Origin of the sequence: Kitasatospora sp. NPDC093558 (assembly GCF_040683475.1) — a bacterium.
GTDB lineage: Bacteria > Actinomycetota > Actinomycetes > Streptomycetales > Streptomycetaceae > Kitasatospora.
Genome location: NZ_JBFBDY010000113.1, coordinates 1 through 17,503 on the forward strand (window position 1 = coordinate 1; position 17,503 = coordinate 17,503).

At 73.9% G+C, this 17,503-nt stretch carries 11 protein-coding genes and 2 pseudogenes; 10 read left to right on the forward strand and 3 right to left on the reverse strand.

What is annotated here, in order from left to right; all coding sequences use genetic code 11:
* The 7 genes and pseudogenes from AB0O00_RS14270 to AB0O00_RS14300 all read left to right on the forward strand — a co-directional run.
* Positions 1–809, forward strand: a pseudogene (locus AB0O00_RS14270) (hypothetical protein); the annotation flags it as partial.
* A 102-nt stretch (positions 810–911) separates the two neighbouring features.
* Complete coding sequence (locus tag AB0O00_RS14275) at positions 912–2,555, forward strand: succinic semialdehyde dehydrogenase (protein WP_363651535.1); 1,644 nt, start codon at positions 912–914, stop codon at positions 2,553–2,555.
* An 83-nt stretch (positions 2,556–2,638) separates the two neighbouring features.
* Positions 2,639–4,429 (forward strand): GMC family oxidoreductase, encoded by a 1,791-nt coding sequence (locus AB0O00_RS14280; RefSeq protein ID WP_363651537.1) that lies wholly within the window; start codon positions 2,639–2,641, stop codon positions 4,427–4,429.
* Positions 4,430–4,710: 281 nt separating this feature from the next.
* Positions 4,711–6,348 (forward strand): hypothetical protein, encoded by a 1,638-nt coding sequence (locus AB0O00_RS14285; RefSeq protein WP_363651539.1) that lies wholly within the window; start codon positions 4,711–4,713, stop codon positions 6,346–6,348.
* A 1,028-nt stretch (positions 6,349–7,376) separates the two neighbouring features.
* Positions 7,377–8,972 carry a glutamine-hydrolyzing GMP synthase gene (gene guaA, locus AB0O00_RS14290; protein WP_363651541.1) on the forward strand — a complete coding sequence of 532 codons (1,596 nt, stop codon included), beginning with the start codon at positions 7,377–7,379 and terminating at the stop codon, positions 8,970–8,972.
* 204 nt (positions 8,973–9,176) lie between these two features.
* A pseudogene (locus AB0O00_RS14295) lies at positions 9,177–9,707 on the forward strand (DoxX family membrane protein); the annotation flags it as partial.
* A 42-nt stretch (positions 9,708–9,749) separates the two neighbouring features.
* Positions 9,750–10,202, forward strand: a complete 453-nt coding sequence (locus AB0O00_RS14300) for a Rieske 2Fe-2S domain-containing protein (RefSeq protein WP_363651555.1) — start codon at positions 9,750–9,752, stop codon at positions 10,200–10,202.
* A 30-nt stretch (positions 10,203–10,232) separates the two neighbouring features.
* On the opposite strand, the gene AB0O00_RS14305 is transcribed toward AB0O00_RS14300, so the two are convergent.
* Together AB0O00_RS14305 and AB0O00_RS14310 are read right to left on the reverse strand one after the other, a co-directional pair.
* Complete coding sequence (locus tag AB0O00_RS14305) at positions 10,233–10,442, reverse strand: hypothetical protein (RefSeq protein ID WP_363651543.1); 210 nt, start codon at positions 10,440–10,442, stop codon at positions 10,233–10,235.
* Positions 10,439–11,923 carry a PspC domain-containing protein gene (locus tag AB0O00_RS14310; RefSeq protein ID WP_363651545.1) on the reverse strand — a complete coding sequence of 495 codons (1,485 nt, stop codon included), beginning with the start codon at positions 11,921–11,923 and terminating at the stop codon, positions 10,439–10,441. The genes AB0O00_RS14305 and AB0O00_RS14310 overlap by 4 nt, the downstream gene beginning before the upstream one ends.
* A gap of 133 nt (positions 11,924–12,056) precedes the next feature.
* On the opposite strand from AB0O00_RS14310, the gene AB0O00_RS14315 reads away from it, so the two are divergent.
* The 3 genes from AB0O00_RS14315 (at position 12,057) to pcrA (ending at position 16,973) form a co-directional block, all read left to right on the forward strand.
* Positions 12,057–13,541 (forward strand): PspC domain-containing protein, encoded by a 1,485-nt coding sequence (locus tag AB0O00_RS14315; RefSeq protein ID WP_363651547.1) that lies wholly within the window; start codon positions 12,057–12,059, stop codon positions 13,539–13,541.
* Positions 13,534–14,238, forward strand: coding sequence for a response regulator transcription factor (locus AB0O00_RS14320; protein WP_363651549.1), 705 nt, complete (start codon positions 13,534–13,536; stop codon positions 14,236–14,238). Before AB0O00_RS14315 ends, AB0O00_RS14320 begins: the two co-directional genes overlap by 8 nt.
* Positions 14,239–14,336: 98 nt before the next feature.
* Positions 14,337–16,973, forward strand: a complete 2,637-nt coding sequence (gene pcrA / locus AB0O00_RS14325) for a DNA helicase PcrA (protein WP_363651551.1) — start codon at positions 14,337–14,339, stop codon at positions 16,971–16,973.
* A gap of 4 nt (positions 16,974–16,977) precedes the next feature.
* Here pcrA and AB0O00_RS14330 read toward each other — a convergent pair.
* Positions 16,978–17,503 (reverse strand): M23 family metallopeptidase (locus tag AB0O00_RS14330; protein WP_363651553.1); only part of this gene is annotated, 526 nt, incomplete at its 5' end.

The following is a 17,503-nucleotide window of genomic DNA, read 5'->3' on the forward strand; positions in this document are numbered from 1 at the left end:
CCGCGGGGCCCCCCGAGCCGCCGTCGCCCACGTCCGACCCCTCGCCGCCCGTCCCGGCCGTGGGCGTTCAGGCGGGCGTGCCGGCCGGGCCGGGGGCGCCCACCGGGCCCGTCGCGCCGGTGCCGCACACCATTGCGCCCGCGCGAGGACCGGCCAGGCGCCGCAGCACGGCGAAGATCGTCGGCATCGCGCTGGCCGTCGGCCTGGTCGCGGCCGTGGGCACCTTCTTCGCCACCCGGCACGTCGTCGGCCCCGGCCCCGGCCCCGACGCCGGCGACGACCCGTCGACGCCCGCCGTGACCACCTCCGCCGAGCCCGTGCCGACCGGCTCGGCGAGCGGCGGGCCGGTGCCCGCCGGCTACCAGTGGGTGGAGGACCCGGCCGGCTTCCGCTTCCTGCTGCCGTCCGCGTCCCCGGCCTGGCAGCGCATCCTCGGGAGCGACAACAACCAGATCTTCTACAGCCCCGACGGCAAGGTGCACTACCTGCAGTTCGCCGTCACCGTCGGCCAGTCGGTCAAGCCGCTGGAGCACATGCGGGAGATGGAGGCCAGCGTCTCCAAGGCGCAGAAGGAGTACAAGCAGCACAAGATCGCGGCCACCGCGGTCAACGGCCACGAGGCGGCCGTCTGGGAGTTCAGCTACGCGGCCAAGGAGGGCGGCCGCCGGCACGCGATCGAGACGGAGTTCCTCGACGAGGACGGCACCGCGTACGCGATCTACTCGTCCAGCCCCGAGAAGGGCAACGACTGGAACGAGGCCCTCCAGCGCTTCACCACGGTGCTCAACAGCTTCACGCCCACCCGCTGACCGGAGCGCCGGACGGGCCCGGCGCCCGCCCGCGCCCGACTGCGGCAGATTGTTGTTACCGACGGGTACCGCACCGGCCGCCGAGCGCCTAGGCTGCGCCGTATGTCGGACCTCACAGCAGATGCAGTGGCCACCGGACGTCCCGCCGCCGCTCCCGCGGGCGGCAACCCGGCTGCTCCCGGCGGCGGCCGGACCGTCGCCGGAGCCGTCCCGCCGTCCCTGGTCGCCCGGCTGGCCGGCGGTGTCACCGCGACCGGCGAGCCCAGTGTGGTGGAGACGATCGCCCCGCTGACCGGCGAGCGGCTCGCGAGCCTGCCGCAGTCCACCCCGTCCGACGTCGAGGTCGCCTTCCAGCTGGCCCGCCGCGCCCAGTCGGCCTGGGCCGCGCTGCCCGTCCGCCGCCGCGCCGCCGTCCTGCTGCGCTTCCACGACCTGCTGCTCAAGCGGCAGGACGAGGTCCTGGACCTGATCCAGGCCGAGACCGGCAAGGCCCGGCTGCACGCCTTCGAGGAGGTGCTCGCCGTCGCCATGGCCGCCCGGCACTACGGGCGCGCCGCGCACGGGTACCTGCGCGACAAGCGGCACGGCGGCGCGCTGCCGGTGCTCACCCAGGCGATCGAGGCCCGCCGCCCCAAGGGCGTGATCGGCCACATCTCGCCGTGGAACTACCCGCTGGAGCTGTCCGTCGGCGACGCCCTGCCCGCCTTCGCGGCCGGCAACGCCGTCGTCAACAAGCCGGACACGCAGACCGCGCTCACCGCGCTGTGGGCCCGCGAACTGCTCGTCGAGGCCGGGCTGCCGGCCGACCTGTGGCAGGTCGTGATCGGCGACGGGCCGGTGATCGGCCCGGCCGTGGTCGAGCACGCCGACTACGTCTCGTTCACCGGCTCCACCCGCACCGGCCGCGACGTCGCCCAGCGCGCCGCCGCCCGGCTGGTCGGCGCCTCGCTCGAACTCGGCGGCAAGAACGCCATGCTGGTGCTCGCCGACGCCGACCTCGACCGGGCCGCGGCGGGCGCCGTACGGGCCTGCTTCTCCTCCGCCGGGCAGCTCTGCATCTCCATCGAGCGCCTCATGGTGCACCGCTCGGTCGCCGACGCCTTCCTGGAGAAGTTCGCCGAGCGCACCCGCAACCTGCGCCTGGGCGGCGGCCTCGCGTACGGCGCCGACATGGGCTCGCTGGTCTCGGCCCGCCAGCTGGACACCACCACCCGGCACGTCGAGGAGGCCGTCAAGGCCGGCGCCACCGTACTGGCCGGCGGCCGCGCCCGGCCCGACCTCGGCCCGTTCTTCCACGAGCCGACCATCCTCGACGGCGTCACGCCGGACATGGCGGTCTGCGGCGAGGAGACTTTCGGCCCGGTCGTCTCCGTCTACCGCTTCGACACCGAGGACGAGGCGGTGGCCGCCGCCAACGCCACCCCGTACGGCCTCAACTCCAGCGTCTGGACCCGGGACCTGCGCCGCGGCCGGGCGGTCGCGGCCCGGCTGCGCACCGGCACGGTCAACGTCAACGAGGCGTACGCCGCCGCCTACGGCTCGGTCGCCTCGCCGATGGGCGGGATGGGCGACTCCGGGCTCGGCCGGCGCCACGGCGCGGAGGGCATCCTGCGGTTCACCGAGGCGCAGACCATCGCGACCCAGCGGCTGCTGCCGCTCGCGCCCTCGCTCGGGCTCGACGACCGGCAGTTCGCGGCGGTGTTCACCGGCGGGCTGCGGGCGCTGAAGGCGCTGCGCCTCAAGTAGCGCGGGTCGTGGCTGGGCCCGGCCGGTGGGCCGAACCAGTGGGCAGAGTAGGCATGTTCGGACGGCTGAAGGAGCAGTGGCAGATGGCGGGGTCCCCGGAACAGGGCGAGTTCGACTACGACGTGGTCGTGGTCGGCTCCGGCTTCGGCGGTTCGGTCGCCGCGCTGCGGCTGACCGAGAAGGGCTACCGGGTGGCCGTCCTGGAGGCCGGGCGGCGCTTCGACCGCGACGAACTGCCCAGGAACTCCTGGGACCTGCCGAACTACCTGTGGGCGCCGCAGCTCGGCCTGTACGGCATCCAGCGGATCCACCTGCTGGCCAACGTGCTGATCCTGGCCGGCGCCGGGGTCGGCGGCGGCTCGCTGAACTACGCCAACACCCTGTACGTGCCGCCGAAGGCGTTCTTCGAGGACCGCCAGTGGCGCCACATCACCGACTGGCAGGAGGAGTTGGCGCCGTTCTACGACCAGGCGCAGCGGATGCTCGGGGTGCGGCTCAATCCGACCGTCACGCCGTCCGACGTCCACCTCAAGGCGGCGGCCGAGCGGATGGGCGTCGGGGACACCTTCCACATGGCGCCGGTCGGGGTGTTCTTCGGGGACGGCAAGGACACCGACGGCACCGCCAAGGCCGCGCCCGGCGAGGAGCTCGCCGACCCGTACTTCGGCGGCGCCGGCCCGGCCCGCAAGGCGTGCGTGGAGTGCGGCGAGTGCATGACCGGCTGCCGGCACGGCGCCAAGAACATGCTCACCGAGAACTACCTGTACCTGGCCGAGAAGGGCGGCGCGGAGATCCACCCGCTCACCACGGTGGCCCGGATCCGGGAGTACGGCGGTGGTTACGCGGTGGACGTGCGCCGCACCGACTCGCGCTCGAAGACGGACCGGGTGAAGGCGGGCGCGCGGACCGTCACCGCCGCCAGGGTGGTGGTCGCGGCCGGCACCTACGGCACCCAGTCGCTGCTGCACCGGATGCGCGCGGACGGCCACCTGCCCCGCCTCTCGGCCCGGCTCGGCGAGCTGACCCGCACCAACTCCGAGGCACTGGTGGGCGCGCAGACCACCGACCGGCGCTACGGCACCCGCGCGGACTTCACCAAGGGCGTCGCGATCACCTCCTCGATCCACCCGGACGCGAACACCCACATCGAGCCGGTGCGCTACGGCAAGGGCTCGAACGCGATGGGCGCGCTGTCGATCGCCCAGGTCGCGGGCGGCGGCCGGACCCCGCGCTGGCTGCGCTACCTGGGCAACTCGGTGCGCCACCCGGTGACCTTCGCGCGCTCGATGAACCAGCACCGCTGGTCGGAGAAGACGATCATCGGCCTGGTGATGCAGTCGCTGGACAACTCGATCACGGTCTCGCTGAAGAAGGACCTGCTCGGCAAGGCCCGGCTGACCTCCAGCCAGGGCCACGGCGCGCCCAACCCGACCTGGATCCCGGCCGCCGAGGAGGGCGCCCGGGCACTCGCCGCGGAGATCAACGGCTTCGCGGGCAGCACCGCCGGCGAGATCTTCGACATCCCGATGACCGCCCACTTCCTCGGCGGCTGCCCGATCGGCGACACCGCCGAGACGGGCGTGGTCGACCCGTACCACCGGCTCTACGGGCACCCGGGGATCAGCGTCGTGGACGGCGCGGCCGTCTCCGCCAACCTCGGCGTCAACCCCTCGCTGACGATCACCGCGCAGGCCGAGCGCGCGATGTCGATGTGGCCCAACAAGGGCGAGGCCGACCCGCGGCCGGAGCCGGGCGCGGAGTACCGGCGCACCGCCGCCGTGGCGCCGGTGCGCCCGGCCGTGCCGAAGGACGCGTTCGGGGCGCTGCGGCTGCCGCTGCTGCCCGTCCCGGAGGTGCCGAAGAAGCGCGGATGACGCGCGGCGGGAGGCCAACACGCCAGGCCTGGACGCTGGTTGACATCCGTTCGGATCCGATGGGATAAACGGGCTCCCTGGGCGACCAGGGACTCGTCGAGCGGGGGGGAACGCGGTTCATGGCCATCTGCGCATCGTGCGGCGCGGCTTCGGTGGACGGCGCGCGCGCCTGTGCCGCGTGCGGACGGCCGTCGGCGCCCCCGCCGCCACCGCCTCCCGCGGCGCCGCCTGTTGTGCCGCCCGCAGTGCCGCCTGTAGTGCCGCTGACCAAACCGCCCGCGATGCCGCCTGCGGCGCCGACGACCGGGTACGCGCCCCCGCCGCCCGGCCACCCCGCGCCCCACCCGCCCGGTGCCGGGGCGCCCGAGCTGGGCGCCTGGGGTGCCGGGCAGCCGTACGACCCGGCGGCCGGGCAGTCGCCCGCGCTGCGCTGGCTGACCGGCACGGACTGGCGCCCGGCGCTGCTCGCCCTGCTCGCGCCGACCGCCGTCCTGCTGGTCGCCGCGCTGATCGCGGCGATGCCGGGCGACTACGGCGACTCCGCCACCATCGTCCAGATCCCCGGGTTCGGCGACCGCTTCGGCGCCGCCCTCGCCATGGCGCTCGGCGCGCTCGGCGCCCCGTTCAAGCTCTCCTACGCGATCCACTGGCGCGGCAGCGACAGCGACTTCGGGATCACGGCACGGCTGATCCCGCTGACCGTCACCGCGCTCTGGGTGTTCGCGCTCTGGCTCGGCCTGCGGACGCTCTCCCGCCGGCGGCAGGAGCGCACGGCCCAGCAGATGACCCGCGGCCAGGCGGCCGGCGAGGCGCTGCGCACCGCGGTGGTCGCCGCGGGGGTGACTCTGCTGGTCGGCCTCGTCGCCGGGACGAGTTGGAGCCCCTACCTGCCCGGCACCCCCACCGGGTTCGGGCGGAGTTCGGCGATCACCTACACCGCGGACTCCGGCTGGCCGGAGGCGGTCGGCTGGAGCGCGCTGCTCGCCGGGCTGGTCGCGTTCGCCGTGTACGGCACCGACGCGCTGCGCTGGGCGGCCTGGCGCAACCGGACGATCCGCGGCTGGGCGGTGGCGGCGCTGGCGGCCGGGCAGGTGCTCGCGCTGCTGGTCGGTCTCGCCTCGGTGGTGGCGTTCATCCTGGTCGCGGCGACCAGTGAGGGCTGGCAGACGGCGGTGTCGGTGGCCTTCCTGCCCAACCTCGGACTGATGCTGATCGGCATCGGCTCGGGGGCGACGGTCCGCGGCGAGGGCGGGCCGGGCGGCGGGGGCGCGGAGTGGAGCGGCTCGGACGACGGCTACCACCGCGTCCAGGAGTTCTCCTTCTTCGACCTGCACGGCGAGACCGCCGACTGGCGCTTCACCGGCCTGCTGGCCGTCGCCGCGGTGGCCCTGCTGGCCTGGACGGCTCACCGCCGCCGGCTCGACGCGGCCGACCGGATCCGGCTGGCGGTGCTGTACGCGGCCGGGCTGACCCTGCTCATGGTGATCTCCGGCGCCGCGACCACGGCCGTCGGCAGCGCGCCGACGCGCTCCGACCCGGCCACCGTCGCCTACTCGGCGAGCCTGGTCTTCGGCCCGCTGCTCGCGGCCAACGTGTTCTGGGCGGCGATCGGCGCACTGGCGCTGCCTCCGCTGCTGGCCGCCGCGACGGGCGGGCGGGGTGCCGGCGAAGTCACGTACGCGGCCGTGCCGCCGCAGGGCCCGCCGGACGGGTACGGCTACGGCGGGTATGCGGGGTACGACCACGGGACCGCCGGTGCCGGCGCCGGTGAGCCCGAGCCGTACCGGCCGGAAGTCGGGGTGAGCGACGTGGTCGGCTCGCACGAGGGGCCGTCGGACCGGGCGCCGGGCGGCCCGGTGGCGGGCCCCCGGGACGGCGAGGGCCCGGTCGACCCGAGCGTCTGGCGCGACCACCCCTAAAGCGCGCACCCGCAGCGCGACCACCCCCAACGCGCGCCCAGGTGTATCGGAGGCCGGACAGGGCAAAGGGCCCCGCGGGGGAACGGGGCCCTTTGTCGCTCAGCACGCGGCGTCAGGGCTGCGCCGGTGCTGGGGTGACGGCGCCGGGGGAGGAGCGCCGTCATTCGGTTGGCTTCGGGACCGCGCCCGGATGCGGCTCCGGCGTGGGTGGCCGGCGGCGCGGGGCGCGCACGCTCGCGGTGCGTCGGGTCGGCGCACAGGCCTGCGCCGGACATTCGCTCACGGAGCGTGAGGTGGTGACCGTTGCCACCCCGGGTCGCGGCGGCAGCGGTCCCGGTCTCCGCAGTGGGCCTTCGGCCGCCGGGAGAACCGCTTCTACGGAGCATCGTGCTGGACGGAGGGCTTGCTCTGCAACCGGTTCGGCACAGTTCGTCCGGGTCCATTTTGCGTCGGTGAGCTCCGCTTCGCTCCATCGATGATCACGGTGCGTAGTGGTCGAGTCGGTTGCGGCGCACGGGGACGCGCGTAGCGGCGCGGGACGGGGAGGGGTGTGCGCCCCAGGGCGCACACCCGGGGTCGTACCGGGGTGCAGCGACCGGCCCCGGGCGTCCCCGGGGCCGGCCGCCCCACCTCACGGTCCAGTCGCGGCCGGGGTCGCTGTCCCCTGCTGGCCGGCCGCGGCACCCGCGCACGGTCCCACGGCGCGCCGCGCCCGGCCTGGCCGGAACGGCGGCGGCGCCACGTGCGCCGGCGGACTGGAATGGAGCTCCACGCGTGGTCCTGCGTGACGTGCGGCGGCGCCCCGCGCCCGGGGCGGAGGCGGCGCGTCTGGCGGGCGCGGCGCGGTCTCACGTCGTGTGAAGCAACGAAGCTCGGGCCCGCCCGGTCACGGTCCCTTGGACGTGCAGACGAGTGAAACCGGGCAGCCCGGTAGAATCGGGCTCAGACACCCCCACCCGTCGCCGTCGCGGCCCCTGCCAGGGCCGCGTGCCGAGCGACACCTCGATACCGCTGCCGGAAGGCCGTCTGTGTCCGCTGCAATTCCCGCCCAGTCCGTACCTGAGACCGACACCGTGCTGGTCGTCGACTTCGGTGCCCAGTACGCCCAGCTCATCGCCCGCCGGGTGCGTGAGGCCCGGGTCTACAGCGAGATCGTGCCGAGCTCCATGCCGGTCGCCGAGATGCTCGCCAAGAACCCGAAGGCGATCATCCTGTCCGGTGGCCCGTCCTCGGTCTACGAGGAGGGCGCGCCGCAGCTCGACCGCGCGATCTTCGAGGCCGGCGTCCCGGTGTTCGGCATGTGCTACGGCTTCCAGCTGATGGCCAAGACGCTCGGTGGCACCGTCGACAACAGCGGCGCCCGCGAGTACGGCCGCACCCCGCTGACCGTCAGCCGCTCCGGCTCCACCCTGTTCGAGGGCGTCCCGGCGAAGCACTCGGTGTGGATGTCGCACGGCGACGCCTGCTCCGCGGCGCCCGAGGGCTTCACCGTCACCGCCTCCACCGACGTGGTGCCGGTCGCGGCGTTCGAGAACGACGAGGCGCGGCTCTACGGCGTCCAGTACCACCCCGAGGTGCTGCACTCCGACCACGGCCAGCAGATCCTGGAGCACTTCCTCTACCGCGGCGCCGGCCTCGCCCCGACCTGGACGACGGGCAACGTCGTCGAGGAGCAGGTCGCGCTGATCCGCGAGCAGGTCGGTATCAAGCGCGCCATCTGCGGCCTGTCCGGCGGCGTGGACTCCGCGGTCGCCGCGGCCCTGGTCAACAAGGCCATCGGCGACCAGCTGACCTGCGTCTACGTCGACCACGGCCTGATGCGCAAGGGCGAGACCGAGCAGGTCGAGAAGGACTTCGTCGCGGCCACCGGCGTGCAGCTGAAGGTCGTCGACGCGGCCGAGCGCTTCCTGGACGCGCTGAAGGGGGTCACCGACCCCGAGGAGAAGCGCAAGATCATCGGCCGTGAGTTCATCCGGGTCTTCGAGCAGGCCCAGGCCGAGATCATCGCCGAGGCGGGCGAGCACGGCGAGTCGGTCGACTTCCTGGTCCAGGGCACCCTGTACCCGGACGTCGTGGAGTCCGGCGGCGGCACCGGCACCGCCAACATCAAGTCCCACCACAACGTCGGCGGCCTGCCCGAGGACCTCCAGTTCCAGCTGGTCGAGCCGCTGCGCAAGCTGTTCAAGGACGAGGTCCGGATGGTCGGCCAGGAGCTCGGCCTGCCGGAGGAGATCGTCCAGCGTCAGCCGTTCCCGGGCCCGGGCCTCGGCATCCGCATCGTCGGTGAGGTCACCAAGGAGCGCCTGGACCTGCTCCGCGACGCCGACGCGATCGCCCGCGAGGAGCTGACCGCGGCCGGTCTGGACCGCGAGATCTGGCAGTGCCCGGTCGTGCTGCTCGCCGACGTGCGCAGCGTGGGCGTGCAGGGCGACGGCCGCACCTACGGTCACCCGATCGTGCTACGTCCGGTGTCCTCCGAGGACGCCATGACCGCCGACTGGTCGCGCCTGCCCTACGACGTGCTGGCCAAGATCTCCACCCGGATCACCAACGAGGTGCGCGACGTGAACCGCGTCGTCGTCGACGTCACCAGCAAGCCGCCGGGCACCATCGAGTGGGAGTAGTCACTCCCGCCGGCCCGGGCAGTGGGTGCCGGGCCGGAGCCTGAACGGCCGCGCCGTCGTTCCCTTGGTGAGGGAGCGGCGGCGCGGCCGTTCGCGGTCGTGGGGCCTCCCGAAAGGTGGTCCTCCCACCGAAAGCGTTCACGAGCGGGCAGAATGCGGACCGGACCTGTCAGGATCGGCAGGCCGCGAGGGAAGGTGTGAGGCATGTCGGAGGCTGGCAGCTCCGTGGCGGTCGGCGGGGGAGCGGACGGCCGGGCGGACCGGGCGGCCCAGCGGCGGGCGTTCGCGACCCGGTTCGCGATGCTGCCGCTGCGGCTCTTCCTCGGCGTCACCTTCGTCTACGCGGCCCTCGACAAGCTGTCCGACGCGCACTACCTGGCCGGCGCGGGCGATCCGGCGTCGTTCGTCTCGCAGACCCAGGCGGTCAGGTCCGCGAGCCCGGTCTCCTTCCTGCTCGGCCCCGCCCTGGACGCGCCGACCCTGTTCGCGCTCCTCGTGGCGTTCGGCGAGCTGGCCGTCGGCCTCGGCACGCTGCTCGGCCTGTGGGGCCGGGTCGCGGCGCTCGGCGGCGCGGCGATCAGCCTGGGCCTGTGGCTGACCGTCAGCTGGAACGTCTCGCCGTACTACCTCGGCAACGACCTGATCTACCTGCTCGCCTGGACGCCGCTCCTGCTGGCCGGCACCCCGGAGCTGTCGGTGGACGGCTACCTCGCGCGGCGCGCCGGGCGGGACCGCGAGCGCGGGCTGACCGAGGACCACGTGCGGCGCCGGGCCCTGATGGACGGCGGGATCGCGGCCGTCGCGATCGGCGGCGCCGGGCTGCTGACCGGCTCGCTCACCCGGACGTTCGGGCGGGACAAGACGACGGCGCCGAAGCAGTCCGCGGCCCCGGTCGCGACGCCCTCCGCACCCGCAGGGCCGGCCCCCTCGGTGGCCGCCGCGAGCGTGCCGGTCGGCGGCTCGGCCCAGGTCAAGGACCCGGCGACGGGCGACGCGGTCTACATCGTGCAGCCCAAGGCCGGTCAGTACTGCGGCCTCTCCGCGGTCTGCACGCACTCCGGCTGCGCGGTGGACGCCCCGAAGAACGGCCAGCTGTACTGCCCGTGCCACGGCTCCCGGTTCGACGCGGCCACCGGCGCCGTGGTCAACGGGCCGGCCACCAAGCCGCTCGCGAAGTACGCCGTCACGAAGAGCGGCGACAAGCTGAACCTCGGCCCGCAGCAGAGCTGAGCTCCGGTTCCCCGGAGCCCGTCGGACGGGCTACTCCTCGCCGCCGGACCGGCCGCGGCGGGCCACCGCCGCGACCGCGCCGGCCAGGCCCCCGGCGCCGAGCACGATGAAGGTGACGGGGATGACGATCCGTCCGTTCACCGACTGGTCGTTGACCGCCGCGACCAGGTAGACCAGCGCGATCACGGTGAACAGTGCGCCCGCGGCCAGCGAGAACAGGTCGATCCGGTGCTTCCTCACTTCTGGACCACCTTGATGTTGCCGAGCCCGACCTCCAGCATGAGGTCGAGCGTGCCCTTGGACGGCCGGTCGGTGCCGGGGTGGATCTCGTAGGTGTGGCGGCCGCTGCTGTCGCTGCCGTCGATGCCGGGGACGGTGATGTTGCCAAGCCCCATCTGGGTGACCACGTTCACGGTGACGTCGGAGGGCACCACGACCGTCAGGTCGCCCGCGCCCATCTCCACCCGGCTGGAGAGGCTGGCCCCGGCCGGGTCCAGCCCGCTCAGGTCGAGCCGGGCCTGGCCGGCCCCGAGGCCGTAGCTCTCCTTCAGCTGGGACGCCGAGGTGACCGTCCAGGTGCGGTCGCCGAAGGCGTTCTGCAGCGAGTTCGGCGAGCGGCCGACGAAGACCAGGCCCAGGGTGAGCAGCAGGCCGATCGCGGCCAGCTTGCGGGCCCGGCCGAACTTCGCGCCGACCAGCAGGGTCAGACCCACCACCAGCAGGGCGGTGGCCAGCACGGTCGAGCTCACCACGGTGACGCTGTTGTGGCCCGCGGTGGCGGACCAGACCGCGGCGCCCGCGCCGATCGCCAGCAGGAAGCCGAAGAACCCGAGCGCCGAGCGCTCCTTCGGGTGCCGGACGACGGTCGGCTTCGGCGGCGCCGCGGGGCCCGCCTTGCGCAGCGGGTCCCCCTCGGGCAGGTCGGTGCGCTGCCACCACGGCTGGGACGGCGTGCCGGGCGGGGGCACCGGGGTGCCGTACGGGGGTGTGGTGCCGGTCTTCGGTGCGCCGGTCTTGGGCGGCGTGCCCGTGGCGCCGTAGGGGTTCCGCTCAGGGTGGCGAGGGTCCCACAGGTAGCCGGTGGGGCCGGGGGCCGGGGTGTCGGCGGGGACGGTGCCGGCGGCGCGCTCGGCGGCGTGCCGGGCGCGGGCCGACTCCTCCTCGGCCGCGTCCTTCCAGGGCCAGACGAACGGGGCGCCGGGCGTCCCCGGCTCGGGGAAGTAGCGGTCGTACGGGCCGCCGCGGCGGCGACCGCGGGCCCGGGCCCGGCGGCGCTCCGGGTCGTAGCGCACCGCCAGGAAGACCAGCCCGGCGAGGAGCAGGAGCGGGAACATCTGGTCGCCGTCGCCCATCGAGGAGAAGAACACCCCGGTGCCGATGACGGTCAGGAGCACCGCGCCGACCGACTGGCCGTCGACCCGGCCGGTGAGCACCCGCTGGAGCTCGGTGCGCCCGCCGCGGCCGGCGCCCTTGCCGTCCGGCGAACCCTCGGTCGGGACGATCAGCCAGGCCAGGCCGTACAGGAAGAGGCCGAGCCCGCCGGAGAGGCAGAGCACGACGGTGACGACGCGGAAGACCACCGGGTCGATGTCCAGATGCCGCCCCAGGCCGCCGCAGACGCCGGCCACCACGCGGTGGTGCTCGGCCCGGGTCAGCGGCGGGCGGTCGGGTTCCGGCGGGGCGGCGGCCCCGGCGTCCTGGATGCGGTGGTCCTCGGTCATGGGCACCATCCTCCCGGGCCGTGCCGCCGGGCCCAACCGGTAGTGGCCCTGTCCGCACCCTGACTTGTCCCTGATAAGGGGTAGGGCCGCACCCTGATGCGCCGGCGGGCGCCCGCGTGGAACCATCGGTGCCGTGGCAGCACCCGGTACCGATCCCCGTCCCCTCGCCCCCGACGCCCCGCCGCCGTCGGGCGGCGAACCGAACGCGTCCGACGGCGGCCGTCCGCCGTACCGCCGGCTCTACCGCAGCCCGCACGGGCGGATGCTCGGCGGCGTCGCGCACGGCCTCGCGGTGCACCTCGGGCTGCCGGTGCGGTGGGTGCGGCTGGCGTTCGTGCTGCTGTTCTTCGCGCAGGGGATCGGCGGGCTGCTGTACGCGGCGTTCTGGTTCGTGGTGCCGATCGGCATCGGCGAGCCCTCGCAGCGCGGCGGCGCGCACTGGGTGTACGTCAACGGCACGTTCGTGCCCGCCTCGCAGTGGCACGGGCCGACCACGCCGCTGACCAAGTCCGAGCAGCACAGCGGCTGGAGCGGCTGGGTGGGCCGGCTGCGCGAGCTGCTCCAGCACGCCCTGCAGGGCGAGCCGGTCGCGCAGACCGCCGCCGCCGAGGGCGAGGCCGCCGCCCGTCCGGCGGCCAAGAACGGGCAGGGCGGTCTCGGCCAGCTCGCCGCGCTGGTCATGGTCGTCATCGGCCTGATCGCGCTGCTCAACGTTCTCGGCTGGCAGACCGCCAAGCCGTACACCTGGCCGCTGCTGGCGATCGGCGTCGGCGTCGCGCTGGTGTGGCGGCAGGCCGACGACTCCCGCTGGCAGCGCTGGTTCGGCCTGGAGGAGGGCGAGAAGCGGCGCGGCGCCTACACCCGGGTCGGCGCGGGTGTCCTGCTCGCGGTGGCCGGCACGATCGCCCTGCTCGCCATGCAGGGCAGCGGCTCGACGCTCGGCTCGGTCATCGAGGCCTCGATCGCGGTGCTCGCCGGCGTGCTCGTGCTGCTCGGCCCGTACGGGCTGCGGCTCTGGCAGGACCTCGGGGCCGAGCGCACCGCCCGCATCCGCGCCCAGGAGCGCGCCGAGATCGCCGCGCACATCCACGACTCGGTGCTGCACACGCTCACCCTGATCCAGCGCCGGGCCGAGGACCCCAAGGAGGTGCTGCGGCTGGCCCGCTCGCAGGAGCGCGAGCTGCGGCTGTGGCTGTACCGCCCGGAGGCCGCCGCCGAGGCCGCGCCGGAGACCATGGCGGAGACCCTGCGCTCGGTCGTCGCCGAGGTCGAGGACCGGCACGGCGTCCCGGTCGAGCTCGTGATCGTCGGCGACTGCCCGATGGACGAGAAGATCGCGGCACAGATGCAGGCCGCGAGGGAGGCGACCGTCAACGCGGCCAAGTACGGTGGCGGGGGACCGGTCCAGGTCTACGCGGAGGTCGAGGGGAGGACGGTGTCGGTGTTCGTGCGCGACCACGGCCCCGGCTTCGACCCCGACACGGTGCCCGAGGACCGGATGGGCGTACGGGAGTCGATCATCGGCCGGATGAAGCGCAACGGCGGCACCGCCCGGGTGCGGCCCGCGCCGGACGGCGGCACCGAGGTCGAGCTGGAGATGGAGAGAACGAATGACTGAGGCAGCGCCGATGGGGGTCCCCCCGGCCGACGGCTTGGGGCGTACGGCTCGGGTCGTGCTGGTGGACGACCACCGGATGTTCCGGACCGGGGTCCGGGCCGAGATCGGGCGGACCGCGGAGACCGGCATCGACGTGGTCGGCGAGGCGGACGACGTCGAATCGGCGGTCCGCGTCGTCGCCGAGACCAGGCCGGACGTCGTGCTGCTCGACGTCCACCTGCCCGGTGGCGGCGGCGTCGAGGTGCTGCGGCGCTCGGCGGGCGTGATGACCGGCGAGCAGGGGGTCAAGTTCCTCGCGCTGTCGGTGTCGGACGCGGCCGAGGACGTCATCGGCGTCATCCGCGGCGGCGCGCGCGGCTACGTCACCAAGACGATCACCGGGAACGACCTGGTCAACGCGATCTTCCGGATCGCCGACGGGGACGCGGTGTTCTCGCCCCGGCTCGCGGGCTTCGTGCTGGACGCCTTCGCGGCCACCGACACCCCGCCGGTCGACGAGGACCTCGACCGCCTCACCCAGCGCGAGCGCGAGGTGCTGCGCCTGATCGCGCGCGGGTACGCGTACAAGGAGATCGCCAAGCAGCTGTTCATCTCGGTGAAGACGGTCGAGAGCCACGTCTCCGCCGTCCTGCGCAAGCTCCAGCTGAGCAACCGGCACGAGCTCACCCGGTGGGCCACCGCGCGCCGCCTGGTCTGAGACCGTCCGCACGGGCCCGTCCGGCCCAGGGCCCCGCATCGATGAGCCTGCCTGGGCCGGGCGGGCTTGTCGGTGCGGGGCCATAGACTCGGAGTGCCATGAGTAGCCTCTTTGACGACCTCCCGCTCCCCGGTTTCGAGGCCCCCGCCGCCGGGTCGAAGCAGCCCGCCGCCACCCCCCTCGACGAGGAGCCCCCGCCGTTCGAGGACGACGTCCCGTACGACGCGTACGAGGAGGCGATCCCGGAGGGGCTCTTCCACACCACGGCTTTCAATGAGCCCGGGGGCGCCGCCGAGGCCGAGCGCGACGCCTGGTACCGCAACGGCGCCGCCCGTACGGTGGTCGACCCGGCGCAGCTGCTGGAGGGCATGAACGACCCCCAGCGCGAGGCCGTCCTGCACGCCGGCTCGCCGCTGCTCATCGTGGCCGGCGCCGGCTCCGGCAAGACCCGGGTGCTCACCCACCGCATCGCCCACCTGCTCGGCGCCCGCGGCGTGCAGCCCGGCGAGATCCTGGCGATCACCTTCACCAACAAGGCCGCCGGCGAGATGCGCGAGCGCGTCGAGCAGCTGGTCGGCCCGCGCGCCCGGGCGATGTGGGTCTCCACCTTCCACAGCGCGTGCGTGCGGATCCTGCGCCGCGAGTCCAAGGTGCTGGGCTTCACGTCCAGCTTCTCGATCTACGACTCGGCCGACTCGCAGCGGCTGATGTCGCTGGTCTGCCGCGACCTCGACCTGGACCCGAAGCAGTTCCCGCCGAAGTCCTTCACGGCGAAGGTCAGCAACCTCAAGAACGAGCTGATCGACGAGGAGACCTTCGCCGACCAGGCCGCCAACCCGATGGAGAAGAAGCTCGCCGAGGCGTACGCGCTCTACCAGCGGCGGCTGCGCGAGGCCAACGCCCTCGACTTCGACGACATCATCATGACGACGGTGAACCTGCTCCAGGCCTTCCCCGACGTCGCCGAGCACTACCGCCGGCGCTTCCGGCACATCCTGGTCGACGAGTACCAGGACACCAACCACGCCCAGTACATGCTCGTCCGGGAGCTGAGCGGGGGCTCCGTCGCCGCCGCGCCCAAGCGGACGGTGGACGGGGAGTTCGTGAACCCGGCCGCCGCGCACCTCGCCGAGGTGCCGCCCGCCGAGCTGTGCGTCGTCGGTGACGCGGACCAGTCGATCTACGCCTTCCGCGGCGCGACGATCCGCAACATCCTCCAGTTCGAGGAGGACTACCCGAACGCGACGACGATCCTGCTGGAGCAGAACTACCGCTCCACGCAGACGATCCTCAGCGCCGCCAACGCCGTCATCGAGCGCAACGCCAACCGGCGCGAGAAGAAGCTCTGGACGGCCGGCGACCACGGCGAGAAGGTCATCGGCTACGTCGCCGACGACGAGCACGGCGAGGCGCAGTTCATCGCCGACGAGATCGACCGGCTCACCGACAAGGGCGAGGCCAAGCCCGGCGACGTCGCGATCTTCTACCGCACCAACGCCCAGTCCCGCGTGTTCGAGGAGGTGTTCATCCGGGTCGGCCTGCCGTACAAGGTCGTCGGCGGGGTGCGCTTCTACGAGCGCAAGGAGGTCCGGGACGTCCTCGCGTACCTGCGGGTGCTCTCCAACCCCGAGGACACCGTGCCGCTGCGCCGGATCCTCAACGTGCCCAAGCGCGGCATCGGCGAGCGGGCCGAGGCGATGATCGACGCGCTCGCCTCGCGGGAGCGGATCTCCTTCCCGCAGGCGCTGCTGCGGGTCGACGAGGCGTACGGGATGGCCGCGCGCTCGGCCAACGCCGTCAAGAAGTTCAACACCCTGATGGCCGGGCTGCGCCAGGTCGTCGAGTCGGGCGCGGGCCCGGCGGCGGTGCTGGAGGCCGTCCTGGAGGAGACCGGCTACCTGGCCGAGCTCCAGGCCTCCACCGACCCGCAGGACGAGACCCGGGTGGAGAACCTCCAGGAGCTCGCCTCCGTCGCCCTGGAGTACGAGCAGGACCCGGGCGAGCGGCCGGACGCCGGCGAGGACGGCGCGCCGCCGGTCGGCTCGCTGGCCGACTTCCTGGAGCGGGTCGCGCTTGTCGCCGACTCCGACCAGATCCCGGACGAGGACGAGGAGGGCCAGGGCGTCATCACGATGATGACCCTGCACACCGCCAAGGGCCTGGAGTTCCCGGTGGTCTTCCTGACCGGCATGGAGGACGGGATCTTCCCGCACATGCGGGCCCTCAACCAGGTCAAGGAGCTGGAGGAGGAGCGCCGCCTCGCCTACGTCGGGCTGACCCGGGCGCGCGAGCGGCTCTACCTGACCCGCTCGGTGCTGCGCAGCGCGTGGGGCCAGCCCTCGTACAACCCGGCCTCGCGGTTCCTGGAGGAGATCCCGGAGAAGCTGGTGGAGTGGAAGCGGACGGGGGCGGCGCAGGCGCCGGCCGCGCGCGGCTTCTCCTCGGGCTCCTCGTGGGGCAAGTCCTCGTCCGGCGGCCGGAGTTCGCGGAGCGGCTCGTCCGCCTCGGCCGCGCCGAAGGCGGGCTGGGGGCAGTCGGCGCGGCGCTCGGGCCAGGTCGTGGAGCGCGAGGCCGTCTCGCTCGCGGTCGGGGACCGGGTCACCCACGACACCTTCGGGCTGGGCACCGTGGTCGCCGTCACGGGTGTCGGCGACCGCGCCCAGGCCACGGTGGACTTCGGCTCGGATGGCCGCAAGCAGCTGCTCCTGCGCTACGCGCCGGTGGAGAAGCTGTAGGGCCCTAACGCGGGTCCAGGCCGTTCGAGAGGAACCACGGCAGCGGGTCGACCGGCCCGCTGCCCGGCGGCCGGATCTCGAAGTGCAGGTGCGGTCCGGTGCTGTTGCCGCTGCTGCCGACGAAGGCGATGACGTCGCCCTGCTTCACCGGGCCCTTGCGGACCTTGTAGCCGCGCAGGTGGCAGAACCAGGCCTCGGTGCCGTCGTTCATCTTCAGTATCGACATGTAGCCGTAGAACGGGTTCCACTGCGTACGGATCGTGCCGTCGCTGACGGCGTAGACCTCGGAGCCGCCGTCCACCGGGAAGTCGATGCCGGTGTGGCGGTTGGCCCAGTGGGTGCCGGCCGCGCCGAACAGTTCGCCGAGGCCGTGCTGGGCGACCGGCATGACGACCTTCGGCTGCGGGGCCGCGGGCGGCGCGGGCTGGGCGCTCGGGCCGTCCGTGGGCTGGGCGCCGGCCAGCGGCTGGCGGGCGTCGCCGCGCGAGGCCTGGGAGTGGTCGCCCGCGCCCGCGACGGCCTGCTGGGCC